At 70.0% G+C, this 17,989-nt stretch carries 16 protein-coding genes and 1 riboswitch; of the genes, 14 read left to right on the top strand and 2 right to left on the bottom strand.

The features are described 5' to 3' along the window. Positions 1–48 precede the first annotated feature (48 nt). The 10 genes from HWD99_RS11945 (at position 49) to argH (ending at position 11,830) form a co-directional block, all read left to right on the top strand. Entirely contained in the window at positions 49–765 is a 717-nt protein-coding gene (locus HWD99_RS11945) for a DUF402 domain-containing protein (protein ID WP_241796452.1), read from the top strand. Positions 766–828: 63 nt separating this feature from the next. Continuing rightward, a complete protein-coding gene (locus HWD99_RS11940) occupies positions 829–1,794 on the top strand; it encodes an NAD-dependent epimerase/dehydratase family protein (protein WP_241796451.1) in 966 nt (321 codons plus the stop codon). A 24-nt stretch (positions 1,795–1,818) separates the two neighbouring features. Then, positions 1,819–1,912, top strand: a riboswitch (TPP riboswitch). Beyond that, positions 1,903–2,751, top strand: coding sequence for a hydroxyethylthiazole kinase (gene thiM, locus HWD99_RS11935; protein WP_241796450.1), 849 nt, complete (start codon positions 1,903–1,905; stop codon positions 2,749–2,751). Its footprint overlaps the riboswitch before it by 10 nt. Continuing rightward, the gene (locus tag HWD99_RS11930) at positions 2,748–4,898 is read left to right on the top strand and encodes a bifunctional hydroxymethylpyrimidine kinase/phosphomethylpyrimidine kinase (RefSeq protein ID WP_241796449.1); all 2,151 of its coding nucleotides are present in this window, start codon (positions 2,748–2,750) and stop codon (positions 4,896–4,898) included. Before thiM ends, HWD99_RS11930 begins: the two co-directional genes overlap by 4 nt. 244 nt (positions 4,899–5,142) lie before the next feature. Then, positions 5,143–6,195, top strand: a complete 1,053-nt coding sequence (gene argC, locus HWD99_RS11925; protein ID WP_241796448.1) for an N-acetyl-gamma-glutamyl-phosphate reductase — start codon at positions 5,143–5,145, stop codon at positions 6,193–6,195. Further along, positions 6,192–7,349: a bifunctional glutamate N-acetyltransferase/amino-acid acetyltransferase ArgJ gene (gene argJ, locus HWD99_RS11920; protein WP_241796447.1), complete on the top strand. Its 1,158-nt coding sequence runs from the start codon at positions 6,192–6,194 to the stop codon at positions 7,347–7,349. Before argC ends, argJ begins: the two co-directional genes overlap by 4 nt. Continuing rightward, positions 7,346–8,266 (top strand): acetylglutamate kinase, encoded by a 921-nt coding sequence (gene argB, locus HWD99_RS11915; RefSeq protein WP_241796446.1) that lies wholly within the window; start codon positions 7,346–7,348, stop codon positions 8,264–8,266. The genes argJ and argB overlap by 4 nt, the downstream gene beginning before the upstream one ends. Next, on the top strand, positions 8,263–9,474 hold the full coding sequence (locus HWD99_RS11910) for an acetylornithine transaminase (RefSeq protein ID WP_241796445.1): 1,212 nt from the start codon (positions 8,263–8,265) through the stop codon (positions 9,472–9,474). Before argB ends, HWD99_RS11910 begins: the two co-directional genes overlap by 4 nt. After that, entirely contained in the window at positions 9,471–10,400 is a 930-nt protein-coding gene (argF, locus tag HWD99_RS11905; RefSeq protein WP_241796444.1) for an ornithine carbamoyltransferase, read from the top strand. The genes HWD99_RS11910 and argF overlap by 4 nt, the downstream gene beginning before the upstream one ends. Continuing rightward, positions 10,400–11,830 carry an argininosuccinate lyase gene (gene argH / locus HWD99_RS11900; protein ID WP_241796443.1) on the top strand — a complete coding sequence of 477 codons (1,431 nt, stop codon included), beginning with the start codon at positions 10,400–10,402 and terminating at the stop codon, positions 11,828–11,830. The genes argF and argH overlap by 1 nt, the downstream gene beginning before the upstream one ends. Positions 11,831–11,926: 96 nt before the next feature. Here the strand turns inward: argH and HWD99_RS11895 are convergent, their stop codons facing one another. After that, on the bottom strand, positions 11,927–12,514 hold the full coding sequence (locus HWD99_RS11895) for a DUF1349 domain-containing protein (RefSeq protein WP_241796442.1): 588 nt from the start codon (positions 12,512–12,514) through the stop codon (positions 11,927–11,929). Between the two features lie 59 nt (positions 12,515–12,573). Between HWD99_RS11895 and HWD99_RS11890 the strand changes: the two genes are divergently transcribed. From HWD99_RS11890 to HWD99_RS11875, 4 genes are all read left to right on the top strand, one after another. Next, positions 12,574–13,218, top strand: coding sequence for a SatD family protein (locus HWD99_RS11890; protein WP_241796441.1), 645 nt, complete (start codon positions 12,574–12,576; stop codon positions 13,216–13,218). After that, a complete protein-coding gene (locus tag HWD99_RS11885; RefSeq protein ID WP_241796440.1) occupies positions 13,215–14,030 on the top strand; it encodes a hypothetical protein in 816 nt (271 codons plus the stop codon). Before HWD99_RS11890 ends, HWD99_RS11885 begins: the two co-directional genes overlap by 4 nt. A gap of 65 nt (positions 14,031–14,095) precedes the next feature. Beyond that, complete coding sequence (tyrS, locus tag HWD99_RS11880; RefSeq protein ID WP_241796439.1) at positions 14,096–15,397, top strand: tyrosine--tRNA ligase; 1,302 nt, start codon at positions 14,096–14,098, stop codon at positions 15,395–15,397. An 83-nt stretch (positions 15,398–15,480) separates the two neighbouring features. Further along, a complete protein-coding gene (locus HWD99_RS11875) occupies positions 15,481–16,302 on the top strand; it encodes a DUF4184 family protein (protein ID WP_241796438.1) in 822 nt (273 codons plus the stop codon). Here HWD99_RS11875 and HWD99_RS11870 read toward each other — a convergent pair. Continuing rightward, positions 16,259–17,578, bottom strand: a complete 1,320-nt coding sequence (locus HWD99_RS11870) for a CoA transferase (protein WP_241796437.1) — start codon at positions 17,576–17,578, stop codon at positions 16,259–16,261. The genes HWD99_RS11875 and HWD99_RS11870 overlap by 44 nt on opposite strands. Positions 17,579–17,989: the final 411 nt, after the last annotated feature.

The following is a 17,989-nucleotide window of genomic DNA, read 5'->3' as shown; positions in this document are numbered from 1 at the left end:
GTTCACGCATGCGTCATGGACCGTCCGCACCCGGGGTACGGTGTCGGGATGAGCATCCTTCCGCACAGCACCCCCGCTGCGGTGCCCGACGGCGCTCGGCCGTTGGGCGAGGGGCCGTTCCTCCCGTCCGGCGAGCAGATCGACTGGCACTACCGCAAGCCGGGGTGGCAGCCCGGGGATGCATCCACGATCACCCCGATGCGCGTGGTGCGTGACGATGAGCGCGGGCTCGTCGCCTGGCTCGCACCCGGCACGCTGCAGGAATCGCAGGGTGCTCCCGACGGCCGGAGGGTTCGCACGGTGCCACTCGAACGGCGCTGGCTCGAACCCCGCATCCGCATCGTCGAGGAGTGGTGGGGCAACGGCATCCTGCGCATCGCGCCCGCCGGTGCGCCCTGGTCGGTGTGGCTGTTCTGGAGCGATGCCACCGGCCCCGAATGGACGTTCGCCGGATGGTACGTGAACCTCGAGAACGCGCATCTGCGCACGGACCGCGACACGTACTCGTCGGACCACATCCTCGACGTCGAGATCGAGCCCGACGGCTCGGTGTCGCTCAAGGACGAGGACGAGGTGATCGCGGCCATCGAGCAGGGACGACTCACGGGCTCGCAGGCCGCGCAGATCGAGAGGCACGCGGGAGCGGCGATCGAGTCGTTCCGCGCGGGCGAGTGGCCCTTCGACCCGGAGTGGGTGCGGTGGCGCCCGGATCCGTCGTGGACGCGCCCGTCGCTGGCGGGACTGGACGACCTGCGCGCCGGGTGAGGATCTCTCCGCCCTGAGCGGAAGACCCTTCCGCTTCTCGGCGGATGCTGATGGCATGGGCGCATGACTGATGTGCTGATCCTCGGCGGAACGGGCTGGCTGTCGGGGCGCATCGCCCGCAGGATGCTGCTGGACGGCGCCACGGTGATGTGCCTCGCGCGAGGCGGGCGGCCCTCGCCAGACGGAGCGAGCCTGGTGCTCGCCGATCGGGACGATCCTGAGGCGTACAGCGCGGTGGCCGGGCGGGACTGGGATCACGTGATCGACGTTTCGTCGCACGCCGGACATGTCGCGGCCGCGGTCGCGGCTCTGGGCGACAGGGCGGGGCGCTGGACGTACGTGTCGTCGGTGTCGGTGTACTCCGACGACGAGGCGACGGACGCTGACGAGACAGCGGCGGTGCATCCGCCCGCGGAGCCGGGCGACGAGTACGACTACGGTGCCGAGAAGGTGGCCGCCGAGAACGTCGTCCGCACCCTCGGCGACCGTGCCCTGATCGTGCGCCCGGGGCTGATCGTCGGCAGTGGCGATCCCAGCGACCGCTTCGGCTATTGGGCCGCGGCGTTTCTCAGGGCGGTGGACGGGCCGGTGCTGGTCCCGAGGGCCGAAGGGCGCAGCGTGCAGGTCATCGACGTCGACGACCTGTCGGAGTTCATCGCCACCGCGTCGGCCACCGGGGTGATCAACGCGGTCGGTGACCGGCATCCCCTCGCGGAGGTCCTCTCGTCCATGCAACACAGCACGGGGCACGGGGGTGAGACGGTGGTCGCCGACGACGACTGGCTGGTCGCGAACGGCGTGCAGCACTGGGCGGGCGAGAGATCCCTGCCCCTGTGGCTGCCCGCCGAGATGACCGGATTCATGACCCGGTCCCACGCGCGATATCGCGCCGCGGGGGGATCGCTGCGACCGCTCGACGAGACGATCGCGACGGTCGTCGCCGACGAGCGCGAGCGGGGGGTCGACCGTGAACGCCGTGCGGGTCTGCGTCGCGACGACGAGCTGGAGCTGCTGCAGCGCCTCGGCTGAGCCGGACGGATCGCTAGACTTCGATCGAGTGACACGGGGTGCCGCATCCGCGGCTGAGAACAGACCCGTCGAACCTGATCTAGTTCGTACTAGCGAAGGGATGTCGCAATGAGCGATCGTCTGCGTCCGGAATCCGAATCGACCATCGTGGCCACGGCCGCGGAGCTCCTGTCCGCGCTGCGCGAGGCGCCACCGCTGACCCACTGCATCACCAACACGGTGGTGACGGGGTTCACGGCCAACGTGCTGCTCGCGGTGGGTGCCGCCCCGGCGATGGTCGACATCGTCACGGAGTCGGGCCCGTTCGCGGGAGTGGCCGGGGGAGTGCTGATCAACCTCGGCACTCCGACGCCCGAGCAGCGTGCGGCGAGCCTCGAAGCGGTGGAGGGTGCCCGAGCCGCGGGTACGCCGTGGGTTCTCGACCCCGTGGCCATCGGCGCACTGCCTGTGCGCACCGAGCTCGCGCACCGGCTCGTCGAGCATCGTCCGACCGCGATCCGCGGCAACGCCTCTGAGATCCTCGCGCTCGCGGGCCTCAGCGGCGGCGGCCGGGGAGTCGACGCGACAGACACCCCGGATGCCGCCGCCGACGCCGCCGTGGCGCTCGCCTCTCGTCACGGTTCGGTCGTGGCGGTGTCGGGAGCCGTCGACCTCCTCACCGACGGCCACCGCATCGTGCGCATCGCGAACGGCGACGAGCTGCTGACCCGCGTCACCGGGGGAGGCTGCGCACTGGGCGCGGTCATGGCGGCCTTCCTGGGCGCGGCGCGATCATCCGACATCGATGCGCTCAGCGCGGTCGCCTCGGCGAGCCTGGTGTACACGATCGCCGCCGAGCACGCCGCCGCGCGCGCATCCGGACCCGGCAGCTTCGCGGTCGCGCTGCTCGACGCGCTCGCCGCCGTGCAGCCGCACGAGCTCGCCGCCTCCGCCCGCGTCGAGGAGCGTGCACTGTGATCGCCGACCTGTCCCTGTATCTCGTCACGGATCCGGCGCTCTGCGGTGATCGCGGCGTCGTCGAGACGGTGCGTCGGGCGGTCGACGGCGGCGTCCGCATCGTCCAGCTGCGCGACAAGACGGCGACGGATGCAGAGACCGCCGCACAGCTGATCGAGCTCTCGCGGGTGATCGACGGGCGCGCTCTGCTCGTGGTCAACGACCGCCTCGACGCCGCTCTCGCCGCGCGGGAGCAGGGGGCGAGAGTCGACGGCGTGCACCTCGGCCAGGGCGACGCGTCGGTGCTGCGGGCGCGCGAGGCACTCGGACCGGAGGCGCTCATCGGACTCACGGCGAACACCGCGGCGCACATCGAGGCCGTGCGAGCACTCCCCGCCGGAACCGTCGACTACCTCGGCGTCGGCGTCATCCGCCCCACCCGCACGAAGCCCGACCACCCGCCTGCTCTCGGCGTCGACGGGTTCCGCCGGCTCGCGGCGATGACCGAGCTGCCGTGCGTGGCCATCGGCGGAGTCGGCATCGACGACACCGAGAGGCTTCGCTCCGCCGGTGCAGCGGGACTCGCCGTCGTCTCCGCCCTGTGCGCGGCGCCCGATCCGACCCGGACGGCGGAGGCGTTCGTGAGCCGCTGGCGTGCCGCAGGAGCTCCGCGGGTGCTCAGCATCGCCGGGAGCGATCCGTCCGGCGGCGCCGGGATCCAGGCCGACCTCAAGTCGATCGCCGCGAACGGAGGCTACGGGATGGCGGCCATCACGGCGCTCACCGCCCAGAACACCACAGGGGTGCGGGGAGTGCACGTGCCGTCGGCGGTGTTCCTGCGCGACCAGCTCGACGCGCTCTCCGACGACATCGTCATCGATGCCGTGAAGATCGGCATGCTCGCGAACGCCGACGTGATCCGCGCCGTCGCACACTGGCTCGACGCGGTGCGACCGCCGATCGTCGTGCTCGACCCCGTCATGGTGGCCACGAGCGGTGACCGCCTGCTCGATCAGGATGCCGAGGCAGCGCTGCGCGAGCTCCTGGGGCGTGCACACGTCGTGACGCCCAACCTCGCAGAGCTCGCCGTGTTGGCCGGGCGGCCGATCTCGGGGTGGGACGACGCGCTCGCCGCAGCGGAGGATCTGTCGACGGAGATCAGCGCGGCGGTGCTCGTCAAGGGAGGTCACCTCGACGGCGACGACGTCCCGGATGCGCTCGTCGACGTCGCACGCGGAACGCGCGCGGAGTTCCCGGGCACCCGCATCCGCACCGCCAACACGCACGGCACCGGGTGCTCGCTGTCGTCTGCGCTCGCCACGCGTCTCGCCCGCGGCGAGGGGCCCACGGATGCGGTCGCCTCAGCTCGCTCCTGGCTGCGCGAGTCCCTGCGCGAGAGCGAGGGTCTCCGCGTGGGGCGTGGTCACGGACCGATCAGTCACTTCGCGGGTCTGTGGGAGCGCGCCGGATTCGATCCGACCCCGCCGCCGACCGAGGTCCGCGCCGACTGGTGGGAGCGCATCGCCACCGTGCGGGCGGAGATCGACGGGCTCCCGTTCGTCCGCGGCATGGCCGACGGCACCCTCGCGAGGGAGCCGTTCCTGTTCTACCTCGCTCAGGACGCGCTGTACCTGCGGGACTACGCCCGCGTGCTCGCCGAGGCCTCGCGTCTCGCTCCGACTCCGCACGAGCAGGCGTTCTGGGCGCATTCGGCTGACGGCGCGATCATCGGCGAGCTCGAGCTCCATGCGTCGTGGCTGACCCCGGGCGAGGGCATGGACGCCTCGACTTTCGCTGCCGAACCCGCACCGGCGACGGTCGCGTACCTCGATCACCTGCGCTCCGTCGCATTCGGCGGCGACTACGCCGAGCTCATCGCCGCCGTCCTGCCGTGCTTCTGGCTCTACACGGATCTGGGGCAGCGTCTGCACGCGGGTGAGTTCGGCGACTTCGCGCGCGATCCACGGCATCCCTATGCCACCTGGCTGGCCACCTACGCCGACACGGCGTTCGCCGAGGCGACCGAGCAGGCGATCGCGTACGTCACCACGACGGCGGCCGCCTCGTCGCCCGACTGCAGGGCGCGCATGCTCCGGGCGTTCGAGGCGTCGAGCGCGCATGAGCGCGCGTTCTTCGCTGCCCCCCTCGTCTCGGCGGGCCGTGCGTGACGGAGCGGATTTGCGCATGCCGCGACGAGCGCGCTATCGTCGCGGCATGCCTTCGGCCGCCACCGCCTCTCTGACGCTCGTTCCGAGCGTCATCGCTGTGCGCCGACGCCGCGGCGGCCGCCGACTCTAGGCGACCCTGCGCTTCTGCCTGCTCACGCACGGCGGTCGAGTGCCGGTGTCGCCGCCCCGGTTCCCGACACTGCACCCCGAGTTCGACGAGGGGTCCGACCGTTAAGGTAGAAGCATGACGTACTCCGTCGCCGTCTCCGGCGCATCCGGCTACGCGGGCGGCGAGATCCTGCGCCTCCTCGCGTCCCATCCCGACATCGAGATCCGCACCGTCACAGCGCACTCGAATGCCGGCCAGCCGCTCGTGCAGCACCAGCCGCACCTGCGGTCGCTCGCCCATCTGACGCTGCAGGACACGACGCCCGAGATCCTCGCCGGGCACGACGTCGTCTTCCTCGCGCTGCCGCACGGACAGTCGGGGCAGTACACGGATGCTCTCGGCGACACCCCTCTCGTGATCGACGCGGGCGCCGACCACCGGCTCACCTCGCGGGAGTCCTGGGATGCTTTCTACGGAGGCGACTTCCACGAGCCGTGGGCGTACGGCGTGCCCGAGCTGCTCGTGGGCGGCGCCAAACAGCGGGAGACGCTGCGCGGTGCCACGCGGATCGCGGCTCCCGGATGCAACGCCTCGACCGTCAGCCTCAGCCTGGCGCCCGGTGTCGCGGCCGGGGTGATCGATCCCGGCGACATCGTGTCGGTGCTCGCCGTCGGCCCCTCGGGGGCAGGTAAGAGCCTCAAGACGAATCTGCTCGGCAGCGAGATCCTCGGCACCGCCAACCCCTATGCGGTCGGCGGCACCCACCGGCACATCCCCGAGATCCGCCAGGCGCTCGCCGCGGCATCCGGGGCGGCGCCGGACGGCATCCGCATCTCGTTCACCCCGGTCATCGTCCCGATGTCGCGCGGCATCCTCGCCACCTCGACCGCGCCGATCGTCGGCGATGCGAGTGACGCCGAGATCCGGGCCGCGTGGGAGGACGCGTACGGCGACGAGACGTTCGTGCAGCTGCTGCCGGCCGGCCACTTCCCGCGGACGGCCGACGTCCTCGGGGCGAACACCGCGCTGATCGGCCTCGCTATCGATCGTGCCGCGAACCGGGTGACCGTGGTCACCGCGGTCGACAACCTCGTCAAGGGCACCGCAGGCGCTGCCATCCAGTCCATGAACCTCGCGCTGGGACTGCCCGAGTCCCGCGCCCTCTCAGTGAACGGAGTCGCGCCGTGAGCGTCACCGCCCCCGCAGGATTCGAGGCGGCCGGAGTCGCCGCCGGCCTCAAGTCGACCGGCAAGCCCGATGTCGCCGTGGTCGTCAACCGGGGCCCCCGGAAGGTCGGCGCTGCCGTCTTCACGAGCAACCGGGCCAAGGCCAATCCGATCATCTGGTCGCAGCAGGCCGTCGCCGACCGCGTGGTCGAAGCCGTCGTGCTCAACTCGGGTGGCGCGAACTGCTTCACGGGGAGCTTCGGGTTCCAGACCACGCACCAGACCGCCGAGAAGGCGGCAGAGCTGCTCGGCATCAGCGCCGGCGACGTCCTCGTCTGCTCGACCGGGCTCATCGGCGTCGGCGACGAGGTCTTCCGCGGCAAGGTGATCTCGGGCACCGAGCAGGCGATCGCCGCGCTCTCGAGCGACGGCGGTGACGTGGCGGCCGAGGCCATCATGACCACCGATAGCGTGTCGAAGACCGCGGTCGTCAGCCGTGACGGCTGGACCATCGGCGGCATGGCGAAGGGAGCGGGCATGCTCGCGCCGGGCCTGGCCACCATGCTGGTCGTGATCACGACGGATGCCGTTCTCGAGCCGCTCGAAGCCGATGCCGCGCTGCGCGCCGCGACCGGAACCACGTTCGATCGTCTCGACTCCGACGGCTGCATGTCGACCAACGACCAGGTCACGCTGCTGGCCAACGGCGCATCAGGCGTCGCGCCCGCCCTCGACGACTTCTCGGCTGCTCTCCGCGAGCTCTGTCAGGAGCTCGCGATCAAGCTGCAGGGCGACGCCGAGGGGGCGAGCCACGACATCACGATCGAGGTCCGGCACGCCGCCTCCGAGGGGGAGGCGGTGGAGGTCGGCCGCTCGGTCGCGAGGAACAACCTCTTCAAGGCCGCGATCTTCGGCAACGATCCCAACTGGGGCCGGGTGCTCGCCGCCATCGGCACCACCACCGCGCAGTTCGACCCCTATGACGTCGACGTCTGGATGAACGGCGTGCGAGTCTGCAGCGAGGGGGGTCCCGACCGCCCGCGTGACGACGTCGACCTGACTCCTCGGGCGACGCATCTGGTGATCGATCTCAAGGTCGGAGACGCGACGGCGACGATCCTCACCAACGACCTCACCCACGACTACGTGCACGAGAACAGCGCCTACGCCTCATGACGACCGACATCCAGGACACCACGCCCGACGTCGCCGCCGTCAAGGCCGCGACGCTCATCGAGTCGCTCCCGTGGCTGAAGAAGTTCCGCGATCAGATCGTCGTCGTCAAGTACGGCGGCAACGCGATGGTCTCGGACGAGCTGCAGGAGGCCTTCGCCCAGGACATCGCGTATCTGCGCTATGTGGGGGTGCAGCCGGTCGTCGTGCACGGCGGCGGGCCCCAGATCTCCGACATGCTGCAGCGGCTCGAGATCCCGAGCGAGTTCAAGGGCGGCTACCGCGTCACCAACACCGAGGCGATCAGCGTCGTGCGCATGGTGCTCACGGGTCAGGTCAATCCGCAGCTGGTCTCGAAGATCAACTCGCACGGGCCGATCGCGACCGGACTCAGCGGCGAGGACGCGGGGCTCTTCGGCGGTCGCCGACGCGGCGTCGTGATCGACGGCGAGGAGATCGATCTCGGACGCGTCGGCGACGTCGTCGAGGTCGACCCGACACCCGTACTCGACCACCTCGCGGCCGGTCGCGTCCCCGTGGTCTCGAGCATCGCCCCCGACCTCGATCACCCCGGCCAGTCGCTGAACGTGAACGCGGATGCCGCGGCAGCAGCGCTCGCAGTGTCGTTGAAGGCGCGCAAGCTCGTCATCCTCACGGATGTGCCGGGTCTCTACGCTGACTGGCCCAACCGTGACTCGCTCGTCTCGCACCTCACCTCGGAGGCTCTCATCGAGATGCTCCCGACCCTCGAATCCGGGATGATCCCGAAGATGAAGGCGTGTCTGGATGCGATCGAGGGCGGCGTCGACGCCGCCGCCATCATCGACGGACGGGTGCCGCACTCGGTGCTCGTCGAACTCTTCACCAGCAAGGGAATCGGAACAGAAGTGGTCTTGGGAAGCGCAGGGACGAACGCATGAGCAACTGGCAGGATGACGCAGCGAGCGATCTGGTCCTCAACGCCGGGCCCCGCCTGGCGATGCTCACCCGCGGTGAGGGCTCCTATCTCTGGGACTCCGAGGGGAGGCGCCACCTCGACTTCCTCGCCGGCATCGCGGTGACCTCGCTCGGGCACGCGCACCCGGTGTTCGTCGAGGCCGTGTCGCGCCAGGCCGCGACCCTCGCGCACGTGTCCAACTACTTCGCGACCCCTTCGCAGCTCGCGCTCGCAGCACGGCTGAAGCGTCTCGCGGGCGCCGGGATCGACGGCCGGGTGTTCTTCTCGAACTCCGGTGCCGAGGCGAACGAGGCGGCCTTCAAGCTCGCCCGTCTGCACGGCGGCACCGAGAAGCCGCGCATCATCGCCCTCGAGAACGGCTTCCACGGACGCACCATGGGCTCGCTCGCGCTGACCGCCAAAGCGGCGATGCGTGCGCCGTTCGAGCCGATGCCCGGGGGAGTCGAGCACATCCCCGCGACCATCGAGGCGCTGGAGGCCGCGATCGACGATCGGGTCGCGGCCGTCATCGTCGAGCCCATCCAGGGCGAGGCCGGCGTGGTCGAGCTTCCCGACGGATACCTGCAGGCGGCACGGTCGCTGACCCTGGCACACGGAGCGCTGCTCATCGTCGATGAGATCCAGACCGGGGCCGGGCGCACGGGAGCGTGGTTCGGATTCAGTCACGAGGGCATCACCCCCGATGCCATCACGCTCGCGAAGGGCATCGGAGGAGGCTTCCCGATCGGCGCCCTCGTGACCTACGGTGCGGCGAGCTCGCTGTTCACCCCCGGCTCGCACGGCTCCACGTTCGGAGGCAACCCGCTGGCCACCGCCGTCGCGGATGCGGTTCTCACCGAGATCGAGAACGCCGGACTCGTCGAGAACGCGGCCCGCCGCGGCGAGGAGCTGCGCGAGATCATCACCGGGCTCGAGTCGCCGCTCGTCACCGGAGTGCGTGGCCGCGGACTCCTGATCGGCGTGGGGCTCAGTGCTCCGGTCGCGAACGAGGTCGTCGCCGCCGCGCAGGAGCGCGGTCTCATCGTGAACGCCGCGAACCCCGAGACCGTGCGCATCGCGCCGGCGCTCACCATCGGAGACGCCGAGCTCGCCGAGTTCCGCGAACTCTTCGCGGCCTCGCTCGCCGATGTCCAGACATCCCTCACCGAATCCGGAAAGGCCCTCGCATGACCCGCCACCTGCTGCGTGACGACGATCTGACCCCCGCAGAGCAGGCGGAGATCCTCGATCTCGCCATCGAGCTGAAGAAGGACCGGTGGGCGAACAAGGCGCTCGCGGGGCCGCAGACGGTCGCGGTGATCTTCGACAAGTCGTCGACGCGCACGCGCGTCTCGTTCGCCGTCGGCATCGCCGACCTCGGTGGCTCTCCGCTGATCATCACGACCGCGAGCAGCCAGCTCGGCGGTAAGGAGACCCCGTCCGACACGGCTCGAGTGCTCGAGCGCCAGGTCTCGGCCATCGTGTGGCGCACCTACGCGCAGGCGGGCCTCGAAGAGATGGCCGCCGGCACCACGGTGCCGGTCGTCAACGCGCTCTCCGACGACTTCCACCCGTGCCAGCTGCTCGCCGACCTGCTCACGATCCGCGAGCACAAGGGCGACCTCGCGGGACTGACCCTGACGTTCTTCGGTGACGGTCAGAGCAACATGGCGCACTCCTATGCGCTGGCAGGCGTCACCGCGGGCATGCATGTGCGCATCGCCTCGCCCGCCGACTACGCGCCGCGGGCGGACGTCGTCGAGGCGGCCGACCGTCGCGCGGCCGAGACCGGTGGGTCCATCACGCTCTACACCGACGCGGTCGAGGCCGCAGCCGGCGCCGACGTCGTGGTCACCGACACCTGGGTGTCGATGGGCAAGGAGGAGGAGAAGCTCGCGCGCATCCGCGATCTCGGCGGCTACAAGGTGACCCCCGAGACGATGCAGATCGCCGACCCCGAGGCGATCTTCATCCACTGCCTGCCCGCCGACCGCGGGTACGAGGTGGACTCCGAGGTGATCGACGGACCGCAGAGCGTCGTGTGGGACGAGGCGGAGAACCGCCTGCACGCGCAGAAGGCGCTGCTCGTCTGGCTGCTCGGCAAGAAGGACGCGTGATGAGCGACTCGAAGAACGACGGCACCAACGAGGGCGCACTGTGGGGGGCTCGGTTCGCGAGCGGGCCCTCGCCCGAGCTCGTCGAGCTCAGTCGGTCGACGCACTTCGACTGGGTGCTCGCCCCCTACGACATCGCCGGCTCGCATGCTCACGCGACGGCGCTGGCCGCCGCGGGATACCTCGAGCCGGATGAGGCCGAGCGGATGCACGAGGGGCTGGACGCTGTGGCCCGCAAGGTCGCAGACGGCACACTGCGTCCCGTCCCGTCCGATGAGGACGTGCACGGGGCCCTCGAGCAGGCGCTGATCGCCGAGCTCGGCCCGGAGCTGGGCGGGCGTCTTCGTGCCGGTCGCAGCCGCAACGATCAGATCGCCACCCTCGTGCGCATGTACCTGATCGATCACGCCCGTGTGATCGCCCGAGACCTGCTTCGGGTGATCGACGCGCTCGTCGCGCAGGCCGAAGCCCACCCCGATGCGATCCTGCCGGGGCGCACGCACCTGCAGCATGCGCAGCCGGTGCTGCTTGCGCACCACCTGCAGGCGCACGGATGGCCGCTCGTGCGCGAGCTCGAGCGCCTCGTCGACTGGCGGCGACGCGCGGGCGCATCGCCGTACGGCGGGGGAGCGCTCGCGGGATCGACGCTGGGTCTCGATCCTGCGCTCGTCGCCTCCGAGCTCGGTCTCGACCGTCCGGCCGAGAACTCGCTCGACGGCACGGCCGCTCGCGATGTGGTGGCGGAGTTCGCCTTCATCGCTGCGATGACCGGAGTCGACCTGTCTCGTCTGAGCGAGGAGATCATCCTCTGGAACACGCGCGAGTTCGGCTTCGTCACGCTGCACGACAGCTACTCGACCGGTTCGAGCATCATGCCGCAGAAGAAGAACCCCGACATCGCGGAGCTCGCCCGCGGCAAGTCCGGGCGTCTCATCGGGAACCTGTCGGGGCTCATGGCGACGCTCAAGGGGCTCCCGCTCGCCTACAACCGCGATCTGCAGGAGGACAAGGAGCCGGTCTTCGACTCCGTGCAGACCCTCGAGGTCGTCCTTCCCGCGTTCGCCGGGATGATCGCGACGCTGCGCTTCGACACCGAGCGCATGGCCTCGCTCGCGCCGGAGGGATTCTCGCTGGCGACGGATGTCGCGGAGTGGCTCGTGAAGCGGAGGGTGCCCTTCCGCGATGCTCACGAGATCTCGGGTGCGCTCGTCCGCGCCTGCGAAGAGCAGGGGATCGGTCTCGAGGACGCCTCCGACGCGCTGCTGCTGTCGGTATCCCCGCATCTGGTTCCCGAGGTGCGCGAGGTCCTCACGATCGAAGGGTCTGTGGCATCGCGCACCGGCGCGGGCGGCACCGCCCCGGTGCGGGTGGCCGAGCAGCGCGCCGAGCTCGTGGCTCGTGCGCAGGCGGCCGCTCACGCCCTGGGACTCTGACACGGCCGCACCCCCGACGCAGAACGGCCCGGGGAGACTCTCTTGTGAGAATCTCCCCGGGCCGTTCTGCTCGCGGTCGGTCGTCCGTGGCTCGGCTCAGTGCAGGGCGACGTCGGCGGCCGACCGCGTCCAGCGGGTGAATCGCACGACGAGGCCGGAGCGGGTGGGGGCGGCGAGGAACGGTCCGGCGGATGCGTCGGCATCGCCGTCGAACGGCGCGACCCTCACCAGACGCCATTCGCCGCCTGCCGCGCGTGCGCGCACGATCACGGCATCCGACCAGCGGCTCACCCGCACCGTGATCTCGCTGCCGTGCCAGTTGTCGACGTATCCGACGGACCAGTCCGAGCGGATGTCGGTGACGACCGCACCGAGCCCGAGGTGGCCGTCGGCGAACTCGACGCCCGCCTTGATCCAGTGTTCGTCGTCGATGCGCACGAAGAGTCCGGCCTGGTCGAACTGCCCGTCCCACGGGGCGCGGAAGGAGACGTCCATCGCCTCCCCGACTCGCAGGGGAGCGAGCAGTGCGTGCTCGGTGTCGTGCACGAAGCCGTAGGCGGTGTGACGCCAGGCGTCGCTGCCTTCGACGGCGGTGACGTCGAGGTGCTCGGCATCGGTGACGAGATCGGCGGGTGCGTGTGTCCAGGAGCCGTCGGCCCAGGAGATGATGTCTGATTCAGGCATATTCCGAGCGTATAGCCAAATAGGGCATAAAGCCAAGTTATTCGTGATACGGTTATGCCATGGTCATCGCCGTACTCGCCGACATCGTGGGCTCTCGCAAGCTCGACGATCGCACGGCGGCGCAGCGGATCCTCGACGACACCATCGTCCGCGTCGAGAAGGATCTTCCTCTCGCCCAGCATCCGCTGACCCCCACGGTCGGAGACGAGCAGCAGGGCGTCTACCGCTCGCTCGAGGACGCGATGGTCTCGCTGCTGATGATCCAGCTCGGCCTTCCCGACGGCATCGCGTTCCGATTCGGCATCGGCATCGGAGACGTGAGTGCGGTCGACTCGGTGCATGGCGAACTGGCGGACGGGCCGGGCTGGTATGCGGCGCGCGCCGCGATCGAGACCGTGCACGCGCGAGAGGGTCGTGCGGTGCCCCGCACGCGGACCTGGATTGTCGGAGCCCCCGGGCAGGATGAGGTCATGGAGAGCACGATCGCCGCCTCGAACGCCTACCTCCTCGTCCGGGACGAGCTCGTCGGGGTCATGAACGAACGCGAGCGTCGGCTCACCTACGGACGTCTGGTCGGCAGGTCGCAGCATGAGCTCGCAGCAGAAGAGGGGATCTCGCAGCCGAGCGTCTCGAAATCACTGCGCAACGCCGGAAGCGCCGCGCTCCTCGAAGGACTCGTCGCGCTGAGAGGATCCCTCGCATGATCGTCGCCGGGTTCATCCTCCTCGCAGTCGGCGCCGCCGATCTCGTCCGCCAGTTCGCTCCACGTCGGTGGGTCGGCTACCTCACTGTCGCCGTGATCCTGCTGCTCCTGGGCAGCGTGAGCGACGCCCTGCTGCCGATGCTCGCGGGACTCGTCGTCGGCGCGCTCTGGGTGTGGTGCATGCCGTCCGAGCGGCGGGCCCCTCTCGGATTCTGGCCCGCAGTGCTGCTCGGAGTCCTGAGCGTCGGATCCGTGGTCGCTCTCGGCGCCCGCGCGGATGCCGGTCTGATCGGTGCGGTGTGGAGCATCCGCTCGCCGTTCGGCGAGGTCCCCTTCGATCTCGCGATGCTGACGGTGGGCGCAGGGGTGTTCCTGCTCGAGTCGGCGAATCTCGTCGTGCGCGCCGCGCTCGACGGCGAGCACACGTGGCGGCCGGCCGAACTCGCACGCATCCCCAGGCCGGACGCCGTCGAGGCGGAGACGATCCCCGCCGCGCCGGTCGAGTCCGCCGATGCCGATGCCGATGCCGCGCCCGAGGCCGATGCCGTCCCCGCCCGTGATCCGCGCGCCGGCTTCAAGGGCGGTCGCCTAATCGGTCCGCTGGAGCGCATCCTGGTCATGATCCTCACCCTCGCGGCCGCCTACCCGATCCTGGCGGCGATGCTCGCCGCCAAGGGCATCGTCAGATTCCCCGAGATCTCGCGCGACGGTGAGACGGGCGCCCGCGCCGAGTACTTTCTGGTCGGAAGCCTGGTGAGCTGGGTGATCGGGTTGGGAGCCGCCTTCCTCGTGTGGTGGGCCGCGCACAGCTGAGGGGACCGCGACCCGCTCCCGCGAACGGCCTGGAGCGACCGCTCGCCGCTGATAGCCTGGAGCGCGTGTCGAATACCGCTCTGACGACCGCCCCGCCGGCGATCGACCCCACGTTCGAGAACGTGTGGGACGAACTGCTGTGGCGCGGCCTCGTCCACGTGTCCACTGACCAGGAGGCGCTGCGCGCCCTTCTCGCCGGAGACCCGATCACGTATTACTGCGGCTTCGACCCGACCGCTGCCAGCCTGCACCTCGGAAACCTGGTGCAGCTGCTGACGCTGCGTCGCATCCAGCTCGCCGGACACAAGCCGCTCGGCCTCGTCGGCGGGTCGACCGGACTCATCGGCGATCCGCGGCCCACGGCGGAGCGCACGCTGAACACGCGAGAGACCGTCGAGGAGTGGGTCGAACGGCTGCGGACGCAGGTCGAGCGCTACCTGAGCTTCGAGGGCGACAACGCCGCGCGCATCGTCAACAACCTCGACTGGACCGCGCCGTTGTCGGCGATCGACTTCCTGCGCGAGGTCGGCAAGTACTACCGCGTCGGCACGATGCTGAAGAAGGATGCTGTCGCTGCGCGCCTGAACTCCGATGAGGGCATCAGCTACACGGAGTTCAGCTACCAGATCCTGCAGGGCCTGGACTTCCTCGAGCTGTACCGCCAGTACGACTGCGTGCTGCAGACCGGCGGTTCGGATCAATGGGGCAACCTCACCAGCGGCACCGATCTCATCCGTCGAGCCGAAGGCGTCGCCGCGCACGCGATCGGCACACCGCTGATCACGAACAGCGACGGCACCAAGTTCGGCAAGAGCGAGGGCAACGCGATCTGGCTGGATGCCGAGATGTGCAGCCCGTACCGGATGTACCAGTTCTGGCTCAGCACGGCAGATGTCGATGTGATCGACCGGCTCAAGGTGTTCACGTTCCTCACTCGGGCCGAGATCGAGGAGTACGCCGCGCTGGTCGAGACCGAACCCTTCCGCCGTGCCGCGCAGAAGCGACTGGCGCTCGAGGTCGTCGCCACGGTGCACGGCATCGACGCCGCGGCCGCCGTGATCGCGGCATCCGAAGCGCTGTTCGGTCAGGGTGACCTGACCACCCTCGACGCGTCGACGCTGCGCACGGCGCTGGACGAGCTGCCGAACGCCACGGTCTCTGCGGGATCGACGGTCGTCGATGCGCTCGTCGCCACGGGACTGGTCTCGAGCCTGTCCGAGGCGCGCCGCGCGATAGCCCAGGGCGGCGTCTCGCTCGACGGCGAACGCGTGGAAGATGACGCGGCGACGGTCGTCGGCTCTCTCCCCGGTGGTGTGTCCGTGCTCCGCCGAGGCAAGAAGACCCTCGCCGGACTCTTCCTGGCCTGATCGCGCCGGCCGATCGTCCATCGGTGGCGATCCGGGCTCGAGCCCGGATCGTCACCCGGATCCCTCCGCGACGGGAGTTCCTGATGCCGTTCACTCCGAGCCACGCGGTGATCGCGCTACCGTTCATCCGCACGCCTCTGGTGCCCGCGGCGATCGCGATCGGCGCGATGACCCCCGACCTCCCGCTGTTCCTGCGGGGAGCCGGCGTCGACTACCCGTTCACGCACACGCTCGCGAACGTCGTGTGGACGAGCACCATCGCGTTCGTGCTCTTCCTCGTGTGGCGAGTCGTCCTGCGTCCCGCGGTCGGCGAACTGGCGCCGTCGGCACTGGCGCGGAGGCTGCCGAGGGACTGGTCGCAGACCGGGCGCGTGGCGGCGGGCGCCGCGGTCGGTGTCGGCTCCGGCACGCCGTTCGCCCCTCTGCTGCTCGCTGTCTCGCTGATGGTCGGCGTCGTGTCGCACATCCTGTGGGATCTCTTCACCCACGAGAAGAGGTGGGGGGTCGAAGTCCTGCCCGCGCTCGACGAGATGTGGGGACCGCTCACCGGATACAAATGGCTCCAGCACGGATCCAGCGTGATCGGCCTCGTCATCCTCGGCGTCTGGGCGCTTCTCCGGCTTCGTCGGGCGGAGGCGCGTGACGTCGTGCAGGTCGTTCCCGCCGGAGTCCGCATCGCCTGGTGGCTCTCACTGCCGGCGGTGCTGATCAGCGCGTGGATCATCGGGGTCATCGCCTACGGACCCCTCACCGACGAATTCACCGTCCAGCATCTGGCGTACCGAGTGCTGCCGCCCGCCTGCGCGCTGTGGGGAGTGCTGACGCTGGTGCTCTGTCTCGCGGTGCCGCTGTTCCGGCGCTTCACCAGGCCGGGCGATCCGTCCCCCACGATCCGGGCGCGCTGAACTCGACTCCCGAGATCGCCGGGGCCACGGTGGTGACCCGGTGCCCTGAGACGGCGAACGAACGGGTATGCGGTGCGATGTCGATGACCGGAAGCTGAGCGGGCGCCGACCCACGGGGCATCCCGAGCAGCTCCGCGGCGATCCGCCGCAGCGACGTCCTGATGTGCCACGATCCGGTCGCGGCAGCACGGCGTCTCAGCAAGGCGGTGATCCCGGCGGCGAGCAGGTATCCGGTGCTGTGGTCGAGCGCCTGCGCGGGGAGGGCGCCGGGCGTCGTGCCGTCCTGCGACTCGATCAGCGCGATGCCGGATTCCGCCTGGACGAGACTGTCGAAACCCGCGCGATCGGGGTGTTCGGCACCCCACGCGCTGAGCTCGGCGATGAGCAGGCGCGGATACCGCTCTCGAAGCGCCTCTGCCGAGAGACCCAGGCGCGCGAGTGAAGCGGGTCGGTAGCCGAGGACGATGACGTCGGCCTCGTCGAGCAGGTCCCGGAAGACGGCGCTTCTCGCATCGAGCACGGCCGAGCGCTTGCCGTGTCCCGTGTCCAGGTGCTGCCACTCCGGCTCACGCAGGAGGGGAGGATCTATGCGCAGCACGTCGGCGCCGAGCAGAGCGAGCGTTCGCGTGCAGACAGGGCCGGCGATCACACGAGTGAGATCGAGCACGCGGACGCCGGCGAGCGGTCGACGGTCGGGTACCGCGGGGGAGAGCGCGGCGCCGAGGAGGTCTGGACCGTCGATCTCCAGCAGGGGGCGAGTTCGAAACGTCGTGTCGGACTCCCGGTTCTCGGGAGCGACGGTGACGGCGAGCCCTCGGGCGTGTGCGATCGCGTCGACGGATTCCGCACTGCTCCTCTCGCCGACCGCGGCCCGCACGGCATCGGGGTCCGCATCGTGGGGGAGACCCAGAGCATCCAGAAGCCGTCTGGCGTGGTGCGGATAGTTGCCGTGGGTTCGGATCCAGCCGTCACGGGAGCGCCAGAACCCCGAGTAGGGAGACCACACGTCGGGCCGCCTCCCGTCGACGGCGAAGACGGTGTCGCTGCGATAGGCGAGAGAGACCCGGTCGGGATCCGGGAGTGTGCGGATACCCGCCGCCTCGCCGACCGCCCGCACGCTCGCCCACGCCAGATCGGCGGTCGCGAGCCGGGAGGGGAGCGGCACGGCGTGCGTGGGGACGGCATCGGGGTCGGCGGCGTCGGGCGTCAGTGCGAGCTCCGCGAACACCCGGCGGAGCACGGCGCCCGAGGGCGCGGAATTCGAGTGGTCGAGCACGGTGCGATCGTACTCCGCGCGGTCATCCCGGGCGTTTCCCGCGTCTGGACAGGAAAAAGCTTCCGCGGCGGCCGCGCCGACACGCCCGGGGGGAGCGCCTCGATTTGCCAGAACCCCGGAACCCACGTAACTTATTACTTGTTCGCCCCACAGGGAAGCGGAGAGGCCGAGAGCTTCACCCCCCTCAAGCGGAGAACCACCTCCCTCCTCTCACTTGTGAGACACGACGCGTGCGTCTAGGATGGGAGATCCACCCCATCTGCGGCTGTCACAGGCTGCGCAGCGGATCCAAGATTCGCATCGCGCGCCGATTTGACAAGCGAGACAGGGTGGCTAAGATAGAGAAGTTGCCCTTCGGGCCTGGTTGTGATGACTGGGTCGTGGGAGCATCCGATCCTTGAGAACTCAACA

The sequence above is a fragment of the Microbacterium sp. C5A9 genome (assembly GCF_022627955.1).
Classification (GTDB): Bacteria; Actinomycetota; Actinomycetes; order Actinomycetales; family Microbacteriaceae; genus Microbacterium.
Note: the sequence above shows the minus strand (reverse complement) of the source record. Positions and strands in the feature narration are given on the sequence as shown.

Coding starts and splice junctions, on each gene's coding strand:
- argB (WP_241796446.1), top strand. CDS start 7,346: ATGACGACCGACATCCAGGACACCACGCCCGACGTCGCCGCCGTCAAG.
- HWD99_RS11875 (WP_241796438.1), top strand. CDS start 15,481: ATGCCGTTCACTCCGAGCCACGCGGTGATCGCGCTACCGTTCATCCGC.
- argH (WP_241796443.1), top strand. CDS start 10,400: ATGAGCGACTCGAAGAACGACGGCACCAACGAGGGCGCACTGTGGGGG.
- thiM (WP_241796450.1), top strand. CDS start 1,903: ATGAGCGATCGTCTGCGTCCGGAATCCGAATCGACCATCGTGGCCACG.
- HWD99_RS11940 (WP_241796451.1), top strand. CDS start 829: ATGACTGATGTGCTGATCCTCGGCGGAACGGGCTGGCTGTCGGGGCGC.
- HWD99_RS11945 (WP_241796452.1), top strand. CDS start 49: ATGAGCATCCTTCCGCACAGCACCCCCGCTGCGGTGCCCGACGGCGCT.
- HWD99_RS11910 (WP_241796445.1), top strand. CDS start 8,263: ATGAGCAACTGGCAGGATGACGCAGCGAGCGATCTGGTCCTCAACGCC.
- argC (WP_241796448.1), top strand. CDS start 5,143: ATGACGTACTCCGTCGCCGTCTCCGGCGCATCCGGCTACGCGGGCGGC.
- HWD99_RS11895 (WP_241796442.1), bottom strand. CDS start 12,514: ATGCCTGAATCAGACATCATCTCCTGGGCCGACGGCTCCTGGACACAC.
- HWD99_RS11885 (WP_241796440.1), top strand. CDS start 13,215: ATGATCGTCGCCGGGTTCATCCTCCTCGCAGTCGGCGCCGCCGATCTC.
- HWD99_RS11890 (WP_241796441.1), top strand. CDS start 12,574: ATGGTCATCGCCGTACTCGCCGACATCGTGGGCTCTCGCAAGCTCGAC.
- argF (WP_241796444.1), top strand. CDS start 9,471: ATGACCCGCCACCTGCTGCGTGACGACGATCTGACCCCCGCAGAGCAG.